General features: G+C 63.9%; 19 protein-coding genes and 1 tRNA gene. 9 read left to right on the plus strand and 11 right to left on the minus strand.

Annotation, left to right across the window (positions count from 1 at the left end):
* Positions 1–34 precede the first annotated feature (34 nt).
* Positions 35–1,747, minus strand: a complete 1,713-nt coding sequence (ureC, locus tag A3AU_RS0111645) for an urease subunit alpha (RefSeq protein ID WP_027052977.1) — start codon at positions 1,745–1,747, stop codon at positions 35–37.
* A gap of 167 nt (positions 1,748–1,914) precedes the next feature.
* On the opposite strand from ureC, the gene A3AU_RS0111650 reads away from it, so the two are divergent.
* Together A3AU_RS0111650 and A3AU_RS0111655 are read left to right on the plus strand one after the other, a co-directional pair.
* Positions 1,915–2,304 carry a hypothetical protein gene (locus A3AU_RS0111650; RefSeq protein WP_027052978.1) on the plus strand — a complete coding sequence of 130 codons (390 nt, stop codon included), beginning with the start codon at positions 1,915–1,917 and terminating at the stop codon, positions 2,302–2,304.
* A 114-nt stretch (positions 2,305–2,418) separates the two neighbouring features.
* The gene (locus A3AU_RS0111655) at positions 2,419–2,913 is read left to right on the plus strand and encodes a hypothetical protein (RefSeq protein ID WP_027052979.1); all 495 of its coding nucleotides are present in this window, start codon (positions 2,419–2,421) and stop codon (positions 2,911–2,913) included.
* Between the two features lie 20 nt (positions 2,914–2,933).
* Here A3AU_RS0111655 and A3AU_RS0111660 read toward each other — a convergent pair whose 3' ends face one another.
* The 5 genes from A3AU_RS0111660 to A3AU_RS0111680 are packed head-to-tail and all read right to left on the minus strand — an operon-like array spanning position 2,934 to position 5,288.
* Positions 2,934–3,239: an urease subunit beta gene (locus A3AU_RS0111660; protein ID WP_027052980.1), complete on the minus strand. Its 306-nt coding sequence runs from the start codon at positions 3,237–3,239 to the stop codon at positions 2,934–2,936.
* A gap of 6 nt (positions 3,240–3,245) precedes the next feature.
* The gene (locus tag A3AU_RS0111665) at positions 3,246–3,833 is read right to left on the minus strand and encodes a HupE/UreJ family protein (protein WP_027052981.1); all 588 of its coding nucleotides are present in this window, start codon (positions 3,831–3,833) and stop codon (positions 3,246–3,248) included.
* A gap of 31 nt (positions 3,834–3,864) precedes the next feature.
* On the minus strand, positions 3,865–4,119 hold the full coding sequence (locus A3AU_RS0111670; protein WP_027052982.1) for a DUF1272 domain-containing protein: 255 nt from the start codon (positions 4,117–4,119) through the stop codon (positions 3,865–3,867).
* 10 nt (positions 4,120–4,129) lie between these two features.
* The gene (locus A3AU_RS0111675) at positions 4,130–4,432 is read right to left on the minus strand and encodes an urease subunit gamma (RefSeq protein WP_023693076.1); all 303 of its coding nucleotides are present in this window, start codon (positions 4,430–4,432) and stop codon (positions 4,130–4,132) included.
* A 13-nt stretch (positions 4,433–4,445) separates the two neighbouring features.
* Positions 4,446–5,288, minus strand: coding sequence for an urease accessory protein UreD (locus tag A3AU_RS0111680; RefSeq protein ID WP_027052983.1), 843 nt, complete (start codon positions 5,286–5,288; stop codon positions 4,446–4,448).
* A gap of 201 nt (positions 5,289–5,489) precedes the next feature.
* Between A3AU_RS0111680 and A3AU_RS0111685 the strand changes: the two genes are divergently transcribed.
* The 3 genes from A3AU_RS0111685 (at position 5,490) to A3AU_RS0111695 (ending at position 7,868) form a co-directional block, all read left to right on the plus strand.
* Complete coding sequence (locus A3AU_RS0111685; RefSeq protein WP_010912831.1) at positions 5,490–5,744, plus strand: acyl carrier protein; 255 nt, start codon at positions 5,490–5,492, stop codon at positions 5,742–5,744.
* Positions 5,745–5,748: 4 nt separating this feature from the next.
* Positions 5,749–6,957: a beta-ketoacyl-[acyl-carrier-protein] synthase family protein gene (locus tag A3AU_RS0111690; RefSeq protein ID WP_027052984.1), complete on the plus strand. Its 1,209-nt coding sequence runs from the start codon at positions 5,749–5,751 to the stop codon at positions 6,955–6,957.
* Between the two features lie 206 nt (positions 6,958–7,163).
* On the plus strand, positions 7,164–7,868 hold the full coding sequence (locus A3AU_RS0111695) for a glutathione S-transferase family protein (protein ID WP_027052985.1): 705 nt from the start codon (positions 7,164–7,166) through the stop codon (positions 7,866–7,868).
* Between the two features lie 62 nt (positions 7,869–7,930).
* Here the strand turns inward: A3AU_RS0111695 and A3AU_RS0111700 are convergent, their stop codons facing one another.
* From A3AU_RS0111700 to A3AU_RS0111710, 3 genes are all read right to left on the minus strand, one after another.
* Positions 7,931–8,239, minus strand: coding sequence for a hypothetical protein (locus A3AU_RS0111700; RefSeq protein ID WP_027052986.1), 309 nt, complete (start codon positions 8,237–8,239; stop codon positions 7,931–7,933).
* A 93-nt stretch (positions 8,240–8,332) separates the two neighbouring features.
* Positions 8,333–8,944, minus strand: a complete 612-nt coding sequence (locus A3AU_RS0111705) for a nucleoside triphosphate hydrolase (protein ID WP_027052987.1) — start codon at positions 8,942–8,944, stop codon at positions 8,333–8,335.
* A 108-nt stretch (positions 8,945–9,052) separates the two neighbouring features.
* Positions 9,053–10,153: a hypothetical protein gene (locus tag A3AU_RS0111710; RefSeq protein WP_027052988.1), complete on the minus strand. Its 1,101-nt coding sequence runs from the start codon at positions 10,151–10,153 to the stop codon at positions 9,053–9,055.
* Positions 10,154–10,506: 353 nt separating this feature from the next.
* Between A3AU_RS0111710 and A3AU_RS0111715 the strand changes: the two genes are divergently transcribed.
* Positions 10,507–11,337, plus strand: coding sequence for a D-alanyl-D-alanine carboxypeptidase family protein (locus A3AU_RS0111715; RefSeq protein ID WP_245235463.1), 831 nt, complete (start codon positions 10,507–10,509; stop codon positions 11,335–11,337).
* Between the two features lie 387 nt (positions 11,338–11,724).
* On the plus strand, positions 11,725–12,657 hold the full coding sequence (locus A3AU_RS0111720) for a DUF1003 domain-containing protein (RefSeq protein WP_027052990.1): 933 nt from the start codon (positions 11,725–11,727) through the stop codon (positions 12,655–12,657).
* Between the two features lie 156 nt (positions 12,658–12,813).
* Here the strand turns inward: A3AU_RS0111720 and A3AU_RS0111725 are convergent, their stop codons facing one another.
* Positions 12,814–13,401, minus strand: a complete 588-nt coding sequence (locus A3AU_RS0111725; RefSeq protein WP_027052991.1) for an IMPACT family protein — start codon at positions 13,399–13,401, stop codon at positions 12,814–12,816.
* Positions 13,402–13,821: 420 nt separating this feature from the next.
* Here A3AU_RS0111725 and A3AU_RS0111730 point away from each other — a divergent pair.
* Together A3AU_RS0111730 and A3AU_RS0111735 are read left to right on the plus strand one after the other, a co-directional pair.
* Positions 13,822–13,898 (plus strand) — tRNA-Arg (locus A3AU_RS0111730).
* Between the two features lie 99 nt (positions 13,899–13,997).
* Positions 13,998–14,240 (plus strand): DUF6538 domain-containing protein, encoded by a 243-nt coding sequence (locus A3AU_RS0111735; RefSeq protein ID WP_027052992.1) that lies wholly within the window; start codon positions 13,998–14,000, stop codon positions 14,238–14,240.
* On the opposite strand, the gene A3AU_RS0111740 is transcribed toward A3AU_RS0111735, so the two are convergent.
* Positions 14,227–15,374 (minus strand): IS3 family transposase gene (locus tag A3AU_RS0111740; RefSeq protein WP_154674576.1). Its coding sequence is split into 2 segments (ribosomal slippage): positions 14,227–15,125 and positions 15,125–15,374, totalling 1,149 coding nucleotides; the frame shifts between segments, so codons are not numbered across the junction. The two genes, A3AU_RS0111735 and A3AU_RS0111740, sit on opposite strands and share 14 nt — an antisense overlap.
* Positions 15,375–15,435: the final 61 nt, after the last annotated feature.

The raw sequence follows: 15,435 nt of genomic DNA on the forward strand, positions 1-15,435 counted from the left end.
GCATGCCAGCCGCAACGGATTTTGGCGGTCGAACTCAGAACAGAAAATACCGCTGCGCCATCGGCAGCACCGTCGCAGGCTCGCAGGTCAGCAATTCGCCGTCGGCCCGCACCTCGTAGGTCTCCGGGTCGACTTCGACATGCGGGGTGGCGTCGTTGAGCACCATCGAATGTTTGCCGATGCCGCCGCGGGTGTTTTCGACGGCGACGAACTGCTTGTCTACGCCAAGCCGGCCGTGCAGGCCTGATTCGAGTGCAGCTTTCGAAACGAAGGTCACCGACGAATTGGTCCTGGCCTTGCCGTAGGCGCCGAACATTGGCCGGTAGTGCATCGGCTGCGGCGTCGGGATCGAGGCGTTGGGGTCGCCCATCGGGGCGGCGGCGATCATCCCGCCGATCAGCACCATGTCCGGTTTGACACCGAAGAAGGCGGGATTCCACAGCACCAGGTCGGCGCGTTTGCCGACCGCGATCGAGCCGATGTCCTTGGACAGGCCGTGCGCGATGGCCGGGTTGATCGTGTATTTGGCGATGTAGCGGCGGACGCGGAAATTGTCGTTGTCGCCGGTTTCCTGCGGCAGTGAGCCGCGCTGGCGCTTCATCTTGTCGGCGGTCTGCCAGGTGCGGATCGCCACTTCGCCGACGCGGCCCATGGCCTGGCTGTCGGACGAGATGATCGAGAAGGCGCCGATGTCATGCAGTATGTCCTCGGCCGCGATCGTCTCCTTGCGGATGCGGCTCTCGGCGAAGGCGATGTCCTCGGGGATCGACGGCGACAGATGATGGCAGACCATCAGCATGTCGAGATGCTCGGCCAGCGTGTTGACGGTGTAGGGTCTTGTCGGATTGGTCGAGGACGGGATGACGTTGGGCAGGCCGCAGACCTTGATGATGTCGGGAGCATGGCCGCCACCGGCGCCCTCGGTGTGAAAGGCATGGATGGTGCGGCCCTTGATTGCCGCCACCGTGTTTTCGACGAAGCCGGATTCGTTGAGCGTATCTGTGTGGATCATCACCTGCACGTCATGGTCGTCGGCGACCGACAGGCAGCAGTCGATGGCAGCCGGCGTCGTGCCCCAATCCTCGTGCAGCTTCAGCGAGCAGGCGCCGCCCAGCACCATCTCTTCCAGTGCCGCCGGCAGCGAGGCATTGCCCTTGCCGGACAGGCCGATGTTCATCGGGAAGGCGTCGAAGGACTGGATCATCCGCGCCATGTGCCATGGCCCCGGCGTGCAGGTGGTCGCCAGCGTGCCATGCGCCGGCCCGGTGCCGCCGCCCAGCATGGTGGTGATGCCGCTCATCAGCGCCTCTTCGATCTGCTGCGGGCAGATGAAGTGGATATGCGCGTCGAAACCGCCCGGTGTCAGGATCTTGCCCTCGCCGGCGATGATTTCGGTGCCCGGGCCGATGATGATGGTGACACCGTTCTGCGTGTCCGGATTGCCGGCCTTGCCGACAGCCGCGATGCGGCCATCCCTGAGGCCGATATCGGCTTTGAAGATGCCGGCACTGGCATCGATCACCAGGGCGTTGGTGATGACGGTATCGACCGCGCCCTCGGCGCGGGAAACCTGGCTCTGGCCCATACCGTCGCGAATGACCTTGCCGCCGCCGAACTTTACCTCCTCACCGTGAATGGTGAGGTCCTTTTCGACTTCGATGAAAAGTTCGGTGTCGGCCAGCCTGACCTTGTCGCCGACGGTCGGACCATACATCTGGGCGTAGGCGGCGCGTGAGATTCTAGCCATCAGCGATTGCTCCCGAAACACGGTGTGGTTGAGGCCGGGCCGCACATTGCGGCCATCCAATGGTCACGCAATGACCCGCTCGGCGACACCTTCTCATCCCATTTGGCGGTTGAGGTTGGCAGGTCACCCCAAAACGACCGTTTGCCAAATCGATGGAAGGAAAATCCATGCGCAAAACGATATTTCTTGCAGCCGCCACCAGCCTGATGCTGGCCGGTGCCGCCAGTGCCCAGCAGCAGCCCGCCCAACAGTCCGCTCCGGCCACGCCTGCCCCCAAGGCGGCGACTCCCGCCCCGGGCGGTCAGCAGGCCGCGCCGGCGATCCAGAGCGTCAACATCGTCGACATCACCGAACTGCCGAAGGACACCCAGACGCAGGTCAATCAGGTCATCGCCCAGCGTGGCGACGCCGGCCTGCAGAAGCTGCGCAGCTCGATCGATGCCACCCCCAAGGTCAAGTCCGCCCTCGTGGCCAAGGGCATGACCTCGGCGCAGGTTGTCGCGGCCAGCATGGAGCCCAATGGTGCGCTGACCTTGATCACCAAGAAGGCCAGCTGACGATCCGGCTTGGCGGGCCGACTCCCGGCCCGNCAAGCCAATCGTGAAGGGAACCGTGGCCGGGCTGGAGTCGTTTCGTTTCATCAGCGTCGAAACAAAGTGCGAAAGCGAACGATGACCTCCATGACCTTGCCTGATGTCCGTTGGCTGCATATCGTTGCGGCGGCGGCGTTTCTGGCGGCAAGCCTTCCGCAAGCGGCGCTGAACGCGCAGGGCCTTGAAAGTCCGGAGACCGTCGACCGCATCGTCGGCTCGCAAATCAACGAGGAACAGGCCAAGGCCACCGCTGAAATCGGAAAAGTCAGTTCGGCAATCGACCGCACGCGTGAAAACATCACCACGGTCCGCAAGACCTCGAAGCTGGACAAGGTCGATATCGTGTTCCTGACCGACGCGACGCGCAGCGAAGGCGGCCCGCCGCCGGTCATCGAGAACAAGGTCCGGCAGCATCGGGACTATGTCGCCGAACTGCGCAAGGAGATCGAGGCCAACGCCTTGCTGTTCAATGCCATCGATTCGCGGCGCGTGGCGGCGCAGGACGTTCTCGCCGTCGAGTTCGACGATCCGGGAAAGATCGTCATCTACGCGGCAGCCAAGCCCTCTAGATGAGTTGAGCGCGCCGCGCCGCGTCACAGCTTGCCCATAACCTTCTGCTGGAACCCATAGACCTCGCGCTTGCCGCCGAGCGGCACCAGCGTTACGTCGCGTTCCTGGCCTGGCTCGAAGCGCATGGCGGTGCCGGCGGCGATATCGAGACGCATGCCGCGCGCCTGTTCGCGGTCGAATTTCAGCCCCTCATTGGTTTCGAAGAAATGGTAGTGGCTGCCGACCTGGATCGGCCGGTCGCCGCTGTTGGCCACTTTCAGGGTGACCGTCGCCAGACCCTTGTTGAGCTCTATATCGCCTTGGACGGGAATGATTTCGCCGGGGATCATCGGATATCACACAACACCGAAAGCGAGGCCGACGCCGATGGCCGCGCAGGCCGCGCCCGCGACGCGGGCCAAACCACGGAACCTCATGCCAAGCCTCAAGCCGGCGGCGATGCCGGTTGCATGAAGCAGCACGGTGGCGGCGGCAAAGCCGGCCATGTACTCGAGGCCGCCGGCATCTTCCGGCACTTCGGTGCCATGGGCGTGGCCGTGGAACAGCGCGAACAGGCCGATGATGGCGACGCCGGCCGCGACCGGCAGATCGACCGCCAGCGCCACCAGCAGGCCAAGCGCCACGACGGAGGCCAGTATGCCAGGCTCGACGAAGGGCACCGGTACATGCGCCATGCCAAGGCCCGCTCCGGCGAGCATGACGCCGACAAAGGCCGCCGGCCACGCCCAGATCGCCTTGCCGCCCTTGAGCGCCGCCCATAGGCCGACGGCGATCATCACGGTCATATGATCGAGGCCGGACAAAGGATGCATGAAGCCGGCGGTGAAGGACGAGGTCGTGCCGATGCCGACATGGGCATAGGCCGGCATGGCCGCGGCCAGAAACAGGATCGCCGAGAGGCACAGGCGTTTGGCGGGGATCATCTCGTTGCCTTTCGTTTGCTGTATCGGGTGGTCACGCGGCCTTGCGAGGACCGCAGCCCTCGGCCTTGAGGATGCGCTTGGTCGAGGCGGGATATTTCGTCAGCATCGCGGCGGGACGGATCGGTCGGGCCGAAAAGTTGCCGCCGCAATTGGGGCAGCTGCCGCCGAGCACGCCTTCCACGCAATCGGCGCAGAAGGTGCATTCGAAGGTGCAGATCAATGCATCCGCCGCGTCTGGCGGCAGGTCCTTGTCGCAGCACTCGCAGTTTGGGCGCAGTTCGAGCATCCGGGTCTCCTCACCTGATCGGTTCGTGCACGGTCACCAGCTTGGTGCCGTCAGGGAAGGTCGCCTCCACTTGCACGTCATGGATCATCTCGGCGATGCCTTCCATCACCTGCGCGCGGGTGACGACATGGGCGCCGGCCTCCATCAGTTCGGCGACCGGACGCCCATCGCGGGCGCCCTCGACGACGAAGTCGGTAATCAGCGCGATCGCTTCCGGATGGTTGAGCTTGACGCCGCGCTCCAGCCGCTTGCGCGCCACGATCGCCGCCATGGCGATCAGCAGCTTGTCTTTTTCCCTTGGCGTCAGGTTCATGCGGTTTCCCGAATCACAGTGACCATAATTTGGGCAACCCCGCCCGTCCGTTGAGCAATCCAACAAGCGGAACCAGCCGCTGGCGCAGTTGGTAGCCGTCCTCGGCGTAAAGCCTCGCAAGAAGCTTGCCAGATGCCTTGACGCTCCAGACGCTGGCGCCACCCTGGTCGCCGACGATCTCCCGGACCGGGTCGAGAAAGGCCTCGGGCCGCGGCGACACCAGCAGCAGCGTCGCCACCGCGATCGCGCCGCCGGCGGCCGCCGGACGGGCGAGCGAAGCAGCGATATCAGGTCCGATGCGGAAATCCTCGGCATGAATGAGATAGCCATCCTGGCGGACACGCCAGCGGTCGCCAAAACTGCCCTGCGCGGCGCGCTCACCCATGGCCAGGCGGCCGAAGACGGTCGCCTCCAGCACCAGCGCCTCGGCCCCCGCGGCAAGCTCGACATCCAATGTGCGGGCAAAGGCCGCACGGTCGAAGACGATGGTTTCCTGCGGCAGCCAGGCGACTCGGCCGTTTTCACCGACAGTCAGCCTGACCTGCACCTGGGCATGGTCGGATGCGGCGCGATAGACCTTCTCGCAGGCCTGGGTCGTTATCGACGCCGAGGCATTGGCACCGACATCCACATCCCAGCCGATGCGGTCGCCGCCGGTCAGCCCGCCGGCGGTGTTGATCAGCACCGCCTCCAGCGGGTCGGCCGAAACGGCCGGCAGCCTTATCTTGGCGGAGCCGTCCTGATAGAGGCGCCGCAGATGCGTGCGGCCGTCGGCGCTGGCGCAGCCCAGCTGTGCCAGGCCCGCGGCGCGCTGGGCCAAAGGGGGCGAAAACTTGGTATATTCGATCGTATCCACGCCGTCAGGTTAAGCACTGCGGCGGTTTTGTCGATATATAGCTTGTTGCTTGATGGCGTTTCCGTTTCTATAGAGGGAGCCACCTTGGTACGGTCAGGCGATGCTTGGCGGGGTAGAAGCGGACGATCGCGGCCTGATACCGAGGACAAGAAGGCGCTGTTCAGTTGGCGTCGAGAAACGACAAAGTGGGGAAGAGACCGAATGGCTGACCAACTGGCAACGGATATCATCGAAAAGATCAAGGCCCATGCCGAGCCGGGCGGCGAGGAGATCACCACCAGCACGGAATTGACGTCGCTTGGCATCCATTCCCTGGAGCTGACGGAGATCATCTTCGACCTCGAGGAGCAATATGGCATCGAGATCGAGATGAACACGGTCGATGCCTGGAGCAATCTGAAGAATGTCGGCGACATGGTTGAGGCCGTTCGCGCGCTGATCGCGAAAAAAGCCTGATCGAATGCTGAAACGCGTCGTCATCACCGGCCTTGGCGGGATATGCGGGCTTGGCACCAACGCTCCCGCGATCTGGAACGAGATGCGTGCCGGCCGCTCGGCGATAGGTCCAATCGAAAATCATTCCCTCCACGACCTGAAGGTCAAGATAGGCTGCGAGATCAAGGCGCTGCCCGACCATGGCATCGAGCGCAAGCAGCTGGTGTCGATGGACCGCTTCAGCCTGCTGGCGGTGATCGCCGCGCGCGAAGCCATGCAGCAGTCCGGATTGGCCGCGCATGCCGACAACACCTATCGCATGGGCACCATCGTCGGCGTCGGCGTCTGCGGCTTCGAGACGATCGAGGAAAATTACCGGGCCATCTTGCTCGAAGGCAAGAATCGCGCCGGCATCTTCACCGTGCCCAGGGTCATGCCTGGCGCCGCCTCCGGCCAGGTCAGCATGCATCTTGGCCTGCGTGGGCCGGTGTTCGGTGTCACTTCGGCCTGCTCGTCGTCCAACCACGCCATCGCCTCGGCGGTCGACCAGATCAGGCTTGGCCGCGCCGACGTCATGGTGGCCGGCGGCACCGATGCGCCGCTGGTCTGGGGCGTGCTGAAGGGCTGGGAGGCATTGCGCGTGCTGTCACCCGACACCTGCCGGCCGTTCTCAGCCGACCGCCAGGGCCTGGTGCTCGGTGAAGGCGCCGGCATGGCGGTTCTGGAAAGCTATGATCACGCCATGGCGCGTGGTGCCACCATCCTCGCCGAAATCGCCGGCGCCGGCCTTTCCGCCGATGCCTCCGACATCGTCGCCCCGACCGTGGAGGGGCCGGAAGCCGCTATGCGCTTCTGCCTCGCCGATGCCGGGCTCAATCCCGAGGACATCGACTATCTCAACGCGCACGGCACCGGCACCAAGGCCAACGACCAGATCGAAACCACCGCGATCAAACACGTCTTCGGCGAGCACGCGCGCGCGCTGTCGATCTCCTCGACCAAGTCGATGCATGCCCATTGCCTGGGCGCGTCTGGCGGACTGGAGATGATCGCCTGCGTCATGGCGATCCGCGAAGGCGTCGTGCCGCCGACGGCGAACTACAACGAGCCCGATCCCGATTGCGATCTCGACGTGACGCCCAACGTCGCGCGCGAGCGCAAGGTGCGCGTTGCGATCAGCAACGGTTTTGCTTTCGGCGGCACCAACGCCGTGCTGGCATTCAAGGCCATCTAATCCGGCGGTTACTACCGCCCCGGCGGTCACTACCGCCCGGGCGATCTCGAGTGCGCTTGACGATCCGCCGCGTTCGATTCGGTTGACTGCCCATGCATGGCGAAACTGTCGTCCCCATATTGATCCTGCCTGGCCATGCGCCTAATTCCTTGGCCACCCGCCAACACCGTGCACCCTTGGTGCAAATCCCCGCTCAGGAGTTTTCGATGGCCGACCTGTCCGCCTTTCCGATCACAACCCGTTGGCCGGCCAAGCACCCGGACCAGATCCAGCTCTATTCGGCAACGACCCCGAACGGCGTGAAAATATCGATCGCGCTGGAAGAAATCGGCCTGCCCTATGAGCCGCATCTGATCAACATCAGCAAGAACGAAAGCTGGACACCGGAATTCCTGTCGCTCAATCCCAACGGCAAGATCCCGGCGATCATCGATCCCAACGGCCCGGATGACAAGCCGATCGGCCTGTTCGAATCCGGTGCCATCCTTCTCTATCTCGCCGAAAAGACCGGCCTGCTCTTGCCGGCGGACGCGGCGCGGCGCTACGAGACGATCCAGTGGGTCTTCTTTCAGATGGCTTCGGTCGGGCCGATGTTCGGCCAGGTCGGCTTCTTCCACAAATTCGCCGGCCGCGAGATCGCCGACAAGCGCCCGTTGGAACGCTACCGCGACGAATCGCGGCGGCTGATCGGCGTGCTCGACGGCAGGCTCAAGGGCCGCAAATGGATCATGGGCAACGACTACACCATCGCCGACATCTCGCTGCTCGGCTGGGTGCGCAACCTGATCGGCTTTTACGAAGCGCGCGAGCTCGTCGGCTTCGACGATTTTGCCAATGTGGCGGCATGGCTGGAGCGCGGCCTGGCCCGGCCGGCGGTCCAGAAGGGCCTGACCATTCCAGCAAAAAGCTGAAACCGCCTATAGGGCAATTGTCTTGATCGGGTGGATTGGGCCCGGTGGACGATAAAGTCGTGTTACTTCGCCTTGGCTTTCGACCCACCCTTGCCGATCACGGAGGCAGCCAAAGAGGCCGCGCCGCGCGCGGTGGCGACCACCGCGCCGGCCGCTATGCCAGCCACGGTGCGGACGGTGCCAGGCTTGTTTGGCGCCGGTTTGCGCGGGCTGGCGGTCTTCGCCGCCGGGACAACCTTCCTGGGGGCGGCCTTGCCGAAGGCGCCCTTGGCGTCTTTCGAGCGTTCGGCAATCGCGGGGCCAGCGCCGGCCTTTGCCTCAGTCGCCTTGGCAGGCCTCGTCTTCGCAGGTTTTTTTGCCTTGGTTGCCATCGGAAAATCCCTTACGCCGGACAAACGGGTTGTCGGGCATAACGGCGCGAAACCCTTAAGGTTCCCGTCGAAAAATACCGAAAATTGAACGTGTTAACCAATGACCAGGTCGGCAGCCCTTCGCCGGGCCAGCACGCGCTCGATGTTGGGCATGTCATTGGAGGCGATCCAAGCGCGCGCATCCTCATCCGAACGTCCATGGCCGTGCCAGCGCTCCATCAGGCGGCGCTCGAGTTCGTTGCGCGGGACGTCGACGAAAATCGAGAAGTCGAACAGCGGCGCCAGCCGTGACCAGGGCTCCTCGTCGAGCAGAAGGTAATTGCCTTCGACCAGGATGAACTTGGTCTCGGTGCCGACGATCGCCGCGGCGGCACGCGACAGTTCCATGTCGCGGTCGAAGACGGGAATCGCGATGTCGGGTTCGCCGGCCCGGATGCGCTTCAGCAGGGTTTCGAAGCCGGCGAAGTCGAAGGTCTCCGGCGCGCCCTTTCGCGCGCGCAGGCCACGCGCGTTGAGCACGATGTCGTCGTAATGGAAGCCGTCCATCGGCACGACTTCGACCGCTCCTTCCGGCAAAAGGCCGTGCAGGCCGGCCGACAGCGTCGATTTTCCCGCCCCTGGCGGTCCGGCAATGGCGACGATGAAGCGCTTTGCCTTGCCGGCGCGCTTGAAGATGGTGGCGGGGAGGTGGGCGATTTCGGACATGGGAGCCTCATTTGCCCTGATGATAGGCACGATATGTCGGCCGCATCTTGGCGGCAGTCGGTGGAAATTTCAAATCCCCCGCACGCAATCCCCCTCAGCCGGCGCGAATCAGCCGGCAACAGGCCGGCCAATGCGCAGGAAAGCGCTGTCGAACGGCACTTCCCTGGTGGAGCCGCCGGCAGCGAGCCGCATCCGGCCGTCGGCCGCGGTGATGTCTTGCGGCGGTTGACCGCCAGACTGAGGCAGGGCGCCGATGACGTGGCGGAACGAGATGCTGCGGCCTTCGCCAAGCGCAAAGGCGGTCGCCACGCCCTCGCGCCTCAGCCAGTTGTCGCCGATCGAGGCGGCATGGCCGACCGCGGCGCGGCCGTCCTCGATGCCAAGCACCCCCAGATGACGGCCGCTCCACGGCGCATAGTCGCGCCCGCCATTGCTGAGCCACAGCATGGTGACGGGCAGCTCGGTGGGGTTCTTCAGCACCAGCACCAGGTCCTCCTCGGCCTGGCGCGCCAGCGCCGTCCAACCCGGCCCGCCGTGATCGGCCTCGACAAGGGTGACGAAATCCTCGCGCCGGTCGTCCATGCGGTATTCCGTCAGGTCGAGCGTGCCGCCACCCGCAGCGGGAAAATGGCTCAGGTCCACCGCGCGCGCCGGATAGGCCAGCAGGAAGCGGCCACGCGCCGGGTCTGGTTCCAGCGGGTCGGAAGGCGTCGCGGCAAAGCGTTTGCGCGAAAAGGCCAGCCTGCCGCCGCTCGCCATCACCGTCATCGGGTGATGGGCGACGGAAATCGCGCCGGATCCGCCGGAAAACACATGTTCCTGGTAGAGGAAAGGATGATCGTGCCGCAGCGTGAAGATCTTGTCGACGCTGGCGCCCATCACCTTGTGCCGCAGCCGGAAGACCGCGCGCCAGCCATCTTCCGTCGCGCCGCTCTCGGTGACATCCCAGGCGCTGTTGGCCGGCCAGCCATGCAGCGGCGCCTCCTCGACATCGCTGCGCGAAAACGGCGCGCAGAGGAAATCGCCGGACAGCCGGACGGTGCCTTGCGGCAGGCCCTTCGGCAGTGCCTCGCTGGTGTCAACCCAGGGCGCACGGTGCAACGGCTTCAGCCGGCGTCCGCCGTTCTCGACCACCATGTCGGCGATGTGGCCGACGGTGAGATCGAGTGAAACCGAAATACCCTTGGCCTTGATCGTGCTGATGGTCATTGCGCACCTGTTGATTCTACCCGCAAAAGCAAAGCCCCGTGCGCTGCTAATACGCAAGCGCGGCGACCGGCATTTTGCATCAGTGCCAGCTACTGCCGCTTGTATTCCCTCACCGGCGATTTGTTCCGTCGGTGTAGGTGACCTGCACCGGCATCGATTTCACGCTGTTTCGTGGCGCGAGGAACCCAAGGCCGCGACATTGCCAGGGCTGTCAGCCATTAACCAAATGGACGCATCAATCGCGTTACGTTAGCTTCTCCGCATCTCAGCAACACATCGCCAGAACAGTCCTGCCCTTGTCCAATTCCCTTCCGCTCATCCAGAGGTTCTTCGTAGCGCTCGGCCTGATTCTGATGGTCGCCGGCTGCTCGACCACGACCCCGCCGGACCAGGTGCTTGCGGTGCCGGCGCCGCCGCAGAAATATGCGGCGATCGTCGTTGACGTCAAAACCGGCAAGCAAATGTTCGAGGTCAATTCGACGGCGCAGCGCTATCCGGCGTCGCTGACCAAGATGATGACGCTCTATCTGCTGTTCGAGGCGATGGAGTCCGGCCGCGTCAGCAAGGAAACGCAGATCCCGGTCTCCGACCACGCCGCCTCGCAGCCGCCGACCAAGATGCGCTTTCGCCGTGGCGAGTCGATCGACGTCGATTCCGCCATCCGCGCCATCGTCGTCAAATCCGCCAACGACGTCGCGGTGGCGGTCGGTGAATATCTCGGCGGCTCGGAAGACCAGTTCGCCGCCATGATGACCGCCAAGGCGCGTTCGCTCGGCATGACCAGCACCACTTTCCGCAATGCGTCGGGCCTGCCCGACGACAGCCAGATGACGACCGCGCGCGACATGGCGGTGCTCGGCATGGCGCTGCGCCAGCGCTTCCCCCAGCATTTCCACTATTTCTCCGAAAGCGATTTCATGTTTCGCGGCAAGCTGGTGCGCGGCCACAACGACATGCTCGGGCGCGTGCGCGGCGTCGACGGCATCAAGACCGGCTACATCAGGGCCTCCGGCTTCAACATCGTAACCTCCTACAATGCCGATGGCCGTCAGCTGATCGTGGTGGTGATGGGCGCCGACTCGGCCCGCCAGCGCAACGACCACGTCGAAGCGCTCATCCAGCGCAGCCTGTCGCCGACGACGGATACCACCAAGACCAGGCTGATGTTCGCCGAGCAGCAGTAGAGCCAGGGGCGCCGCCCCTCATTTCGTCATCCTATGGCGAAGCAAGGAGCGGAGCGACGCGGCGCAGACCATAGGATCCATGCCGGGACTCCGAAGCTGTCGCCACGGTCCAGAATTCTGCTCCGCTGCACTCCGGGTCAACGTTCCGGCAGGATTCTAGGGTCTCCGCGACGCCGCGACGCGGCTGCTGCGCCCGTAGATGACGAAGTAGGAGAGGCCTCCGCCAATCCTCAGAATAACCACCAAAAAACCCCGCAGCCGGCTATTGTTTCACGACTGTCACGCAATCGTGCGGAAGGCGTGGCATAGGCTGCGAAAACCCATGGTGGCACTGCCACGCCGCCTTGGCGTATCCTAACCCGCACCGCGACAGCAGGAGCCCGCATCATGAGCACTGTTCCTAAGGCATCCGAGCAGCAGCTGGCCGACAATGAGAACGACAGCGGCGGCGAATATTTCGAGGCGCCGACCACGCCGGAGGATCCGCACGAGGTTTCGGACGAACATTTCGACACGCCCGAAGTGCCGGACTCCGAGCCATCGGCCCCCGGCGCGTCGCGTATAAAGCCGAAGAAAAAGCCGTCGGCGATCTCCGGCCGCAAATTCCACAAGCGCGACCTGGTGCGCATCGACACGCTGCGCCCGAGCCTCGCCGACCGCATCCGCTCAGACCATCCGGACCTGCCCAGGGGCGCCCGCGTCAGCCGCGAGGAGCTCGGCCGCTACCGCATGCGCTACATGGAGGAGCTGCTGCAGCAGGAGCACGGCGAATTCTCCGAGCTCGACCGCCAGGTGGTCGAATCGATCGCCAAGCAGGACACGATCTCCGAGAACTCGGAGGAGGAGTTCGAGGAGCACCGCACCTTCCCCGACCGCATCTCCGACAACATGGCCGCCTTCGGCGGCAGCTGGTGGTTCCTGATCTCGTTTGCCACCGTGCTTCTGGTGTGGATCGGGATCAATTTGTTCGAGGGCATCGGAGGCGCCTTCGACCCCTATCCCTTCATCCTCTTGAACCTGCTGCTCTCCTGCATCGCCGCCATCCAGGCACCGGTCATCATGATGAGCCAGAAGCGCCAGGAGGTGAAAGACCGCCTGCGCTCCTTCAACGAATACCGCGTCAATCTCAAAGCCGAGCTCGAGGTGCGCCATCTGCACGAAAAACTCGACTACCTCATCTCGCGCCAATGGACGCGGCTGGCCGAAATGCAGCAGATGCAGCTCGATGCGATGAACGAGCTGGCCGGCGCCAAGAAAGCCAAACGCGCCGCGCACGGGGTGAGAAGGCGAAGGGCGGCCAAGGCCGAAGCTGGGCAGTAGACCCGGCAGGTCCCCAGTCCATCAGCGACCGCGCTGACAAGGGGCGGCGCTGCCGTCGGCCGCAGGCACGACATATTGCGCAGGCACGGATCGGCAGGATCGGGTTCGCCTGTCGATCCCATCGCGCGCTTCGCGGCACCCGGGTTCACGGGCCGGTCAATCCGGCAAGAGGACCGTTGCGCGGCCGCTGGTGAGGTCGATCACCATCCGCGCGATCGAGGACGCATCAGCCTCGGGGAGGGCAACGGTCAGTTCCGCCCCGGTCTCGATGAAATTCTCATGCAGGATGCGAACCCCGGAAGATGCCGCCAGCCGCGCCTGGACCAGGGCAAGATCGGAGAACCCGCACGTAATGGTCGCTTCGACCGTCGTGACGATCGGAATTCTGACGGCCGTTCGAAGACAGGCGGATGCCGTGCCGCCGTAGGCGCGCATGAGCCCGCCGCTGCCGAGCAGGATGCCGCCGAACCAGCGCGTGACCACGACCGCGACATTGTCGAGCATCTGACCGTCGAGCGCCTGGAGAATCGGTTTCCCGGCCGTCCCGCTCGGTTCGCCATCATCGTTGAACCGGTACTTCATGCCGATGCGCCATGCCCAGCAATTGTGGTTGGCATCGGCAACCGAGTGAGCGGCTATGAATTGCTTCGCTTCCTCCTCGCTCGAAACAGGTCCAGCAGCCGCCAGGAAGCGGCTTTTCTTAATCTCCTGCCCGAATGTTGCGGGCTGCTCGATGCTGAACATGACGCTCTTCTGGTTTGTAACGCCTGGTGCCGGGCCGCGGGATAGCGCAAGAGGAGGTCGATTGGTAGCAGCAGGTCCACCGGCAGCGCAGCTCTAAATGCCATCCAGCAGGTGACGCACCCGGCAGGGCGCGAATTCATGGCCGCTCCTGTCGGAGAACGCCGCTGCTCGATTTCGCCGTTGAAGCCCACGCCCGCTTCCGCTAAGAAGCCGTGACTGCCGGTTCACCCGGTTCGTTTTCCGGTTTCCGGAAAGCACCCGTAGCTCAGCTGGATAGAGCGCTGCCCTCCGAAGGCTCGTGTCAAGCCGGTGGGTGGTGAATTGGAGAGAAAAAGGACATAGAAGATCAATGGTTTACGCGAGGGGTATCCGGCCCTTCAAAGTCGCGGAAAATCTGCGTAAGCACTGCGTAAGCAAGATGCACCCGTAGCTCAGCTGGATAGAGCGTCGCCCTCCGAAGGCGAAGGTCACAGGTTCGAATCCTGTCGGGTGCGCCAGTTTCTCCCTAGCGCATTGAAAAGCCAAAAGGTATAAGGTTTCAGGACCTTAGACAAAGCCGCCTTGTACACAAAGGGGTCCCACTTGGGCGGTTCATCATGGCGGCTTTGAGCTACATGCAGCGGCGGTCTTCAGGCATCTACGAGTTTCGCAAGCGGCTCCCCTTAGAGCTTGCCGCCAAGCCCGTGCCCCCTCATCTGCGCCCCAGACTGGCCGAACTGGTCAACCCCGCCACCGGCCTCTTCAAGCGGGAGCTTACGGTTTCCCTCAAGACGGTAGACTACAAGCTGGCCAAGCTGGCCTGCTGCCGGTTTTTCGGACACCTGGTTAAGCTAACATAGCTTTCTCCTCGAACTCGACAGGGCTCATATAGCCCAACGTCGAGTGCCGTCGCCGAGGGTTGTAGAAGCGCTCGATGTAATCGAACACGTCGGCCCTTGCGTCATCCCTCGTCCTGTAGACCTTGCGGGCTGTCCGCTCTGTTTTCAGCGACGAGAAGAAGCTCTCCATCGCAGCATTGTCCCAGACGTTGCCCGACCGGCTCATCGAGCAGGTGATGCCGTGATCGGCCATCAGCCGCTGGAACTGCTCGCTCGTATATTGGCTGCCTTGGTCGCTGTGGTGCAGCAGGCTGTCGGGCCGACCTCTGCGCCAGATCGCCATGAGCAGCGCGTCGGTGACGAGCTGCGCCGTCATCTCCGCCTTCATCGCCCAGCCGACGACGCGCCTGGAGAACAGGTCGACGACGGCCGCAACGTAGAGCCAACCTTCAGCGGTCCAGATGTAGGTGAAGTCGGCGATCCACTTCTGGTTCGGGGCCGATGCCTCGAAGGCGCGGTCAAGGAGATTGTCCGACACTGCCGCTCGCTCGCCCATGTCCTTCGGCAGTCCGCGGCGCCGAGGCCGGGCCAGCAGAGCGTTCTGACGCATGAGCCTCTCGACGCGATGCAGGCCACAGGAGAGACCCTCAGCCAGCACGTCATGCCAGACGCGCCTGGCGCCATAGGTTCGGTCGCTGCTCTTGAAGCTGCGATCAATCGCCGTCACCAGAACCTCGTCGTGCCGGGAGCGAGCGCTGGGACTGCGATTAAGCCAGGCATGGAAGCCTGAGCGGGACACATCCAGCGCGCCGCACAACCATGCCACCGGCCAGATGTTCCGGTGCCTCGCGATGAAAGCGAACCTCATGTCACTTCCCTCGCGAAGTAGGCTGCGGCCTTTTTTAGGATGTCGCGCTCCGCCTTCAGCTTCGCGACTTCCTTGCGCAGCCGGTCAATCTCGAGCTGCTCCGGCTTCATCTGCCCATGGCCGGGAAACGCATGCTGCGGATCCGTCGACAGATCGCGCACCCATTTGCGCAGCACGTTCTCGTGGACATCGAGGTCGCGGGCAGCCTGGGCCACCGCAACGCCCCGATCCTTGATCAATCTCACCGCCTCAAGCTTGAACTCGCGGCTGAACTTTCTTCTTTGCATTCCCACTCTCCAGTTCCGTCAAACACCTTATCTCGGTGTCCGAAAAACCGGCAGCAGGCCA

The sequence above is a fragment of the Mesorhizobium erdmanii USDA 3471 genome (assembly GCF_000472705.1).
GTDB lineage: Bacteria > Pseudomonadota > Alphaproteobacteria > Rhizobiales > Rhizobiaceae > Mesorhizobium > Mesorhizobium erdmanii.

Excerpts from the sequence above, each read along its gene's own strand:
- ureC (WP_027052977.1), bottom strand. The coding sequence starts at position 1,747 with ATGGCTAGAATCTCACGCGCCGCCTACGCCCAGATGTATGGTCCGACC.
- A3AU_RS0111650 (WP_027052978.1), top strand. The coding sequence starts at position 1,915 with ATGCGCAAAACGATATTTCTTGCAGCCGCCACCAGCCTGATGCTGGCC.
- A3AU_RS0111655 (WP_027052979.1), top strand. The coding sequence starts at position 2,419 with ATGACCTCCATGACCTTGCCTGATGTCCGTTGGCTGCATATCGTTGCG.
- A3AU_RS0111660 (WP_027052980.1), bottom strand. The coding sequence starts at position 3,239 with ATGATCCCCGGCGAAATCATTCCCGTCCAAGGCGATATAGAGCTCAAC.
- A3AU_RS0111665 (WP_027052981.1), bottom strand. The coding sequence starts at position 3,833 with ATGATCCCCGCCAAACGCCTGTGCCTCTCGGCGATCCTGTTTCTGGCC.
- A3AU_RS0111670 (WP_027052982.1), bottom strand. The coding sequence starts at position 4,119 with ATGCTCGAACTGCGCCCAAACTGCGAGTGCTGCGACAAGGACCTGCCG.
- A3AU_RS0111675 (WP_023693076.1), bottom strand. The coding sequence starts at position 4,432 with ATGAACCTGACGCCAAGGGAAAAAGACAAGCTGCTGATCGCCATGGCG.
- A3AU_RS0111685 (WP_010912831.1), top strand. The coding sequence starts at position 5,490 with ATGGCTGACCAACTGGCAACGGATATCATCGAAAAGATCAAGGCCCAT.
- A3AU_RS0111690 (WP_027052984.1), top strand. The coding sequence starts at position 5,749 with ATGCTGAAACGCGTCGTCATCACCGGCCTTGGCGGGATATGCGGGCTT.
- A3AU_RS0111695 (WP_027052985.1), top strand. The coding sequence starts at position 7,164 with ATGGCCGACCTGTCCGCCTTTCCGATCACAACCCGTTGGCCGGCCAAG.
- A3AU_RS0111700 (WP_027052986.1), bottom strand. The coding sequence starts at position 8,239 with ATGGCAACCAAGGCAAAAAAACCTGCGAAGACGAGGCCTGCCAAGGCG.
- A3AU_RS0111705 (WP_027052987.1), bottom strand. The coding sequence starts at position 8,944 with ATGTCCGAAATCGCCCACCTCCCCGCCACCATCTTCAAGCGCGCCGGC.
- A3AU_RS0111710 (WP_027052988.1), bottom strand. The coding sequence starts at position 10,153 with ATGACCATCAGCACGATCAAGGCCAAGGGTATTTCGGTTTCACTCGAT.
- A3AU_RS0111715 (WP_245235463.1), top strand. The coding sequence starts at position 10,507 with ATGGTCGCCGGCTGCTCGACCACGACCCCGCCGGACCAGGTGCTTGCG.
- A3AU_RS0111720 (WP_027052990.1), top strand. The coding sequence starts at position 11,725 with ATGAGCACTGTTCCTAAGGCATCCGAGCAGCAGCTGGCCGACAATGAG.
- A3AU_RS0111725 (WP_027052991.1), bottom strand. The coding sequence starts at position 13,401 with ATGTTCAGCATCGAGCAGCCCGCAACATTCGGGCAGGAGATTAAGAAA.
- A3AU_RS0111735 (WP_027052992.1), top strand. The coding sequence starts at position 13,998 with ATGGCGGCTTTGAGCTACATGCAGCGGCGGTCTTCAGGCATCTACGAG.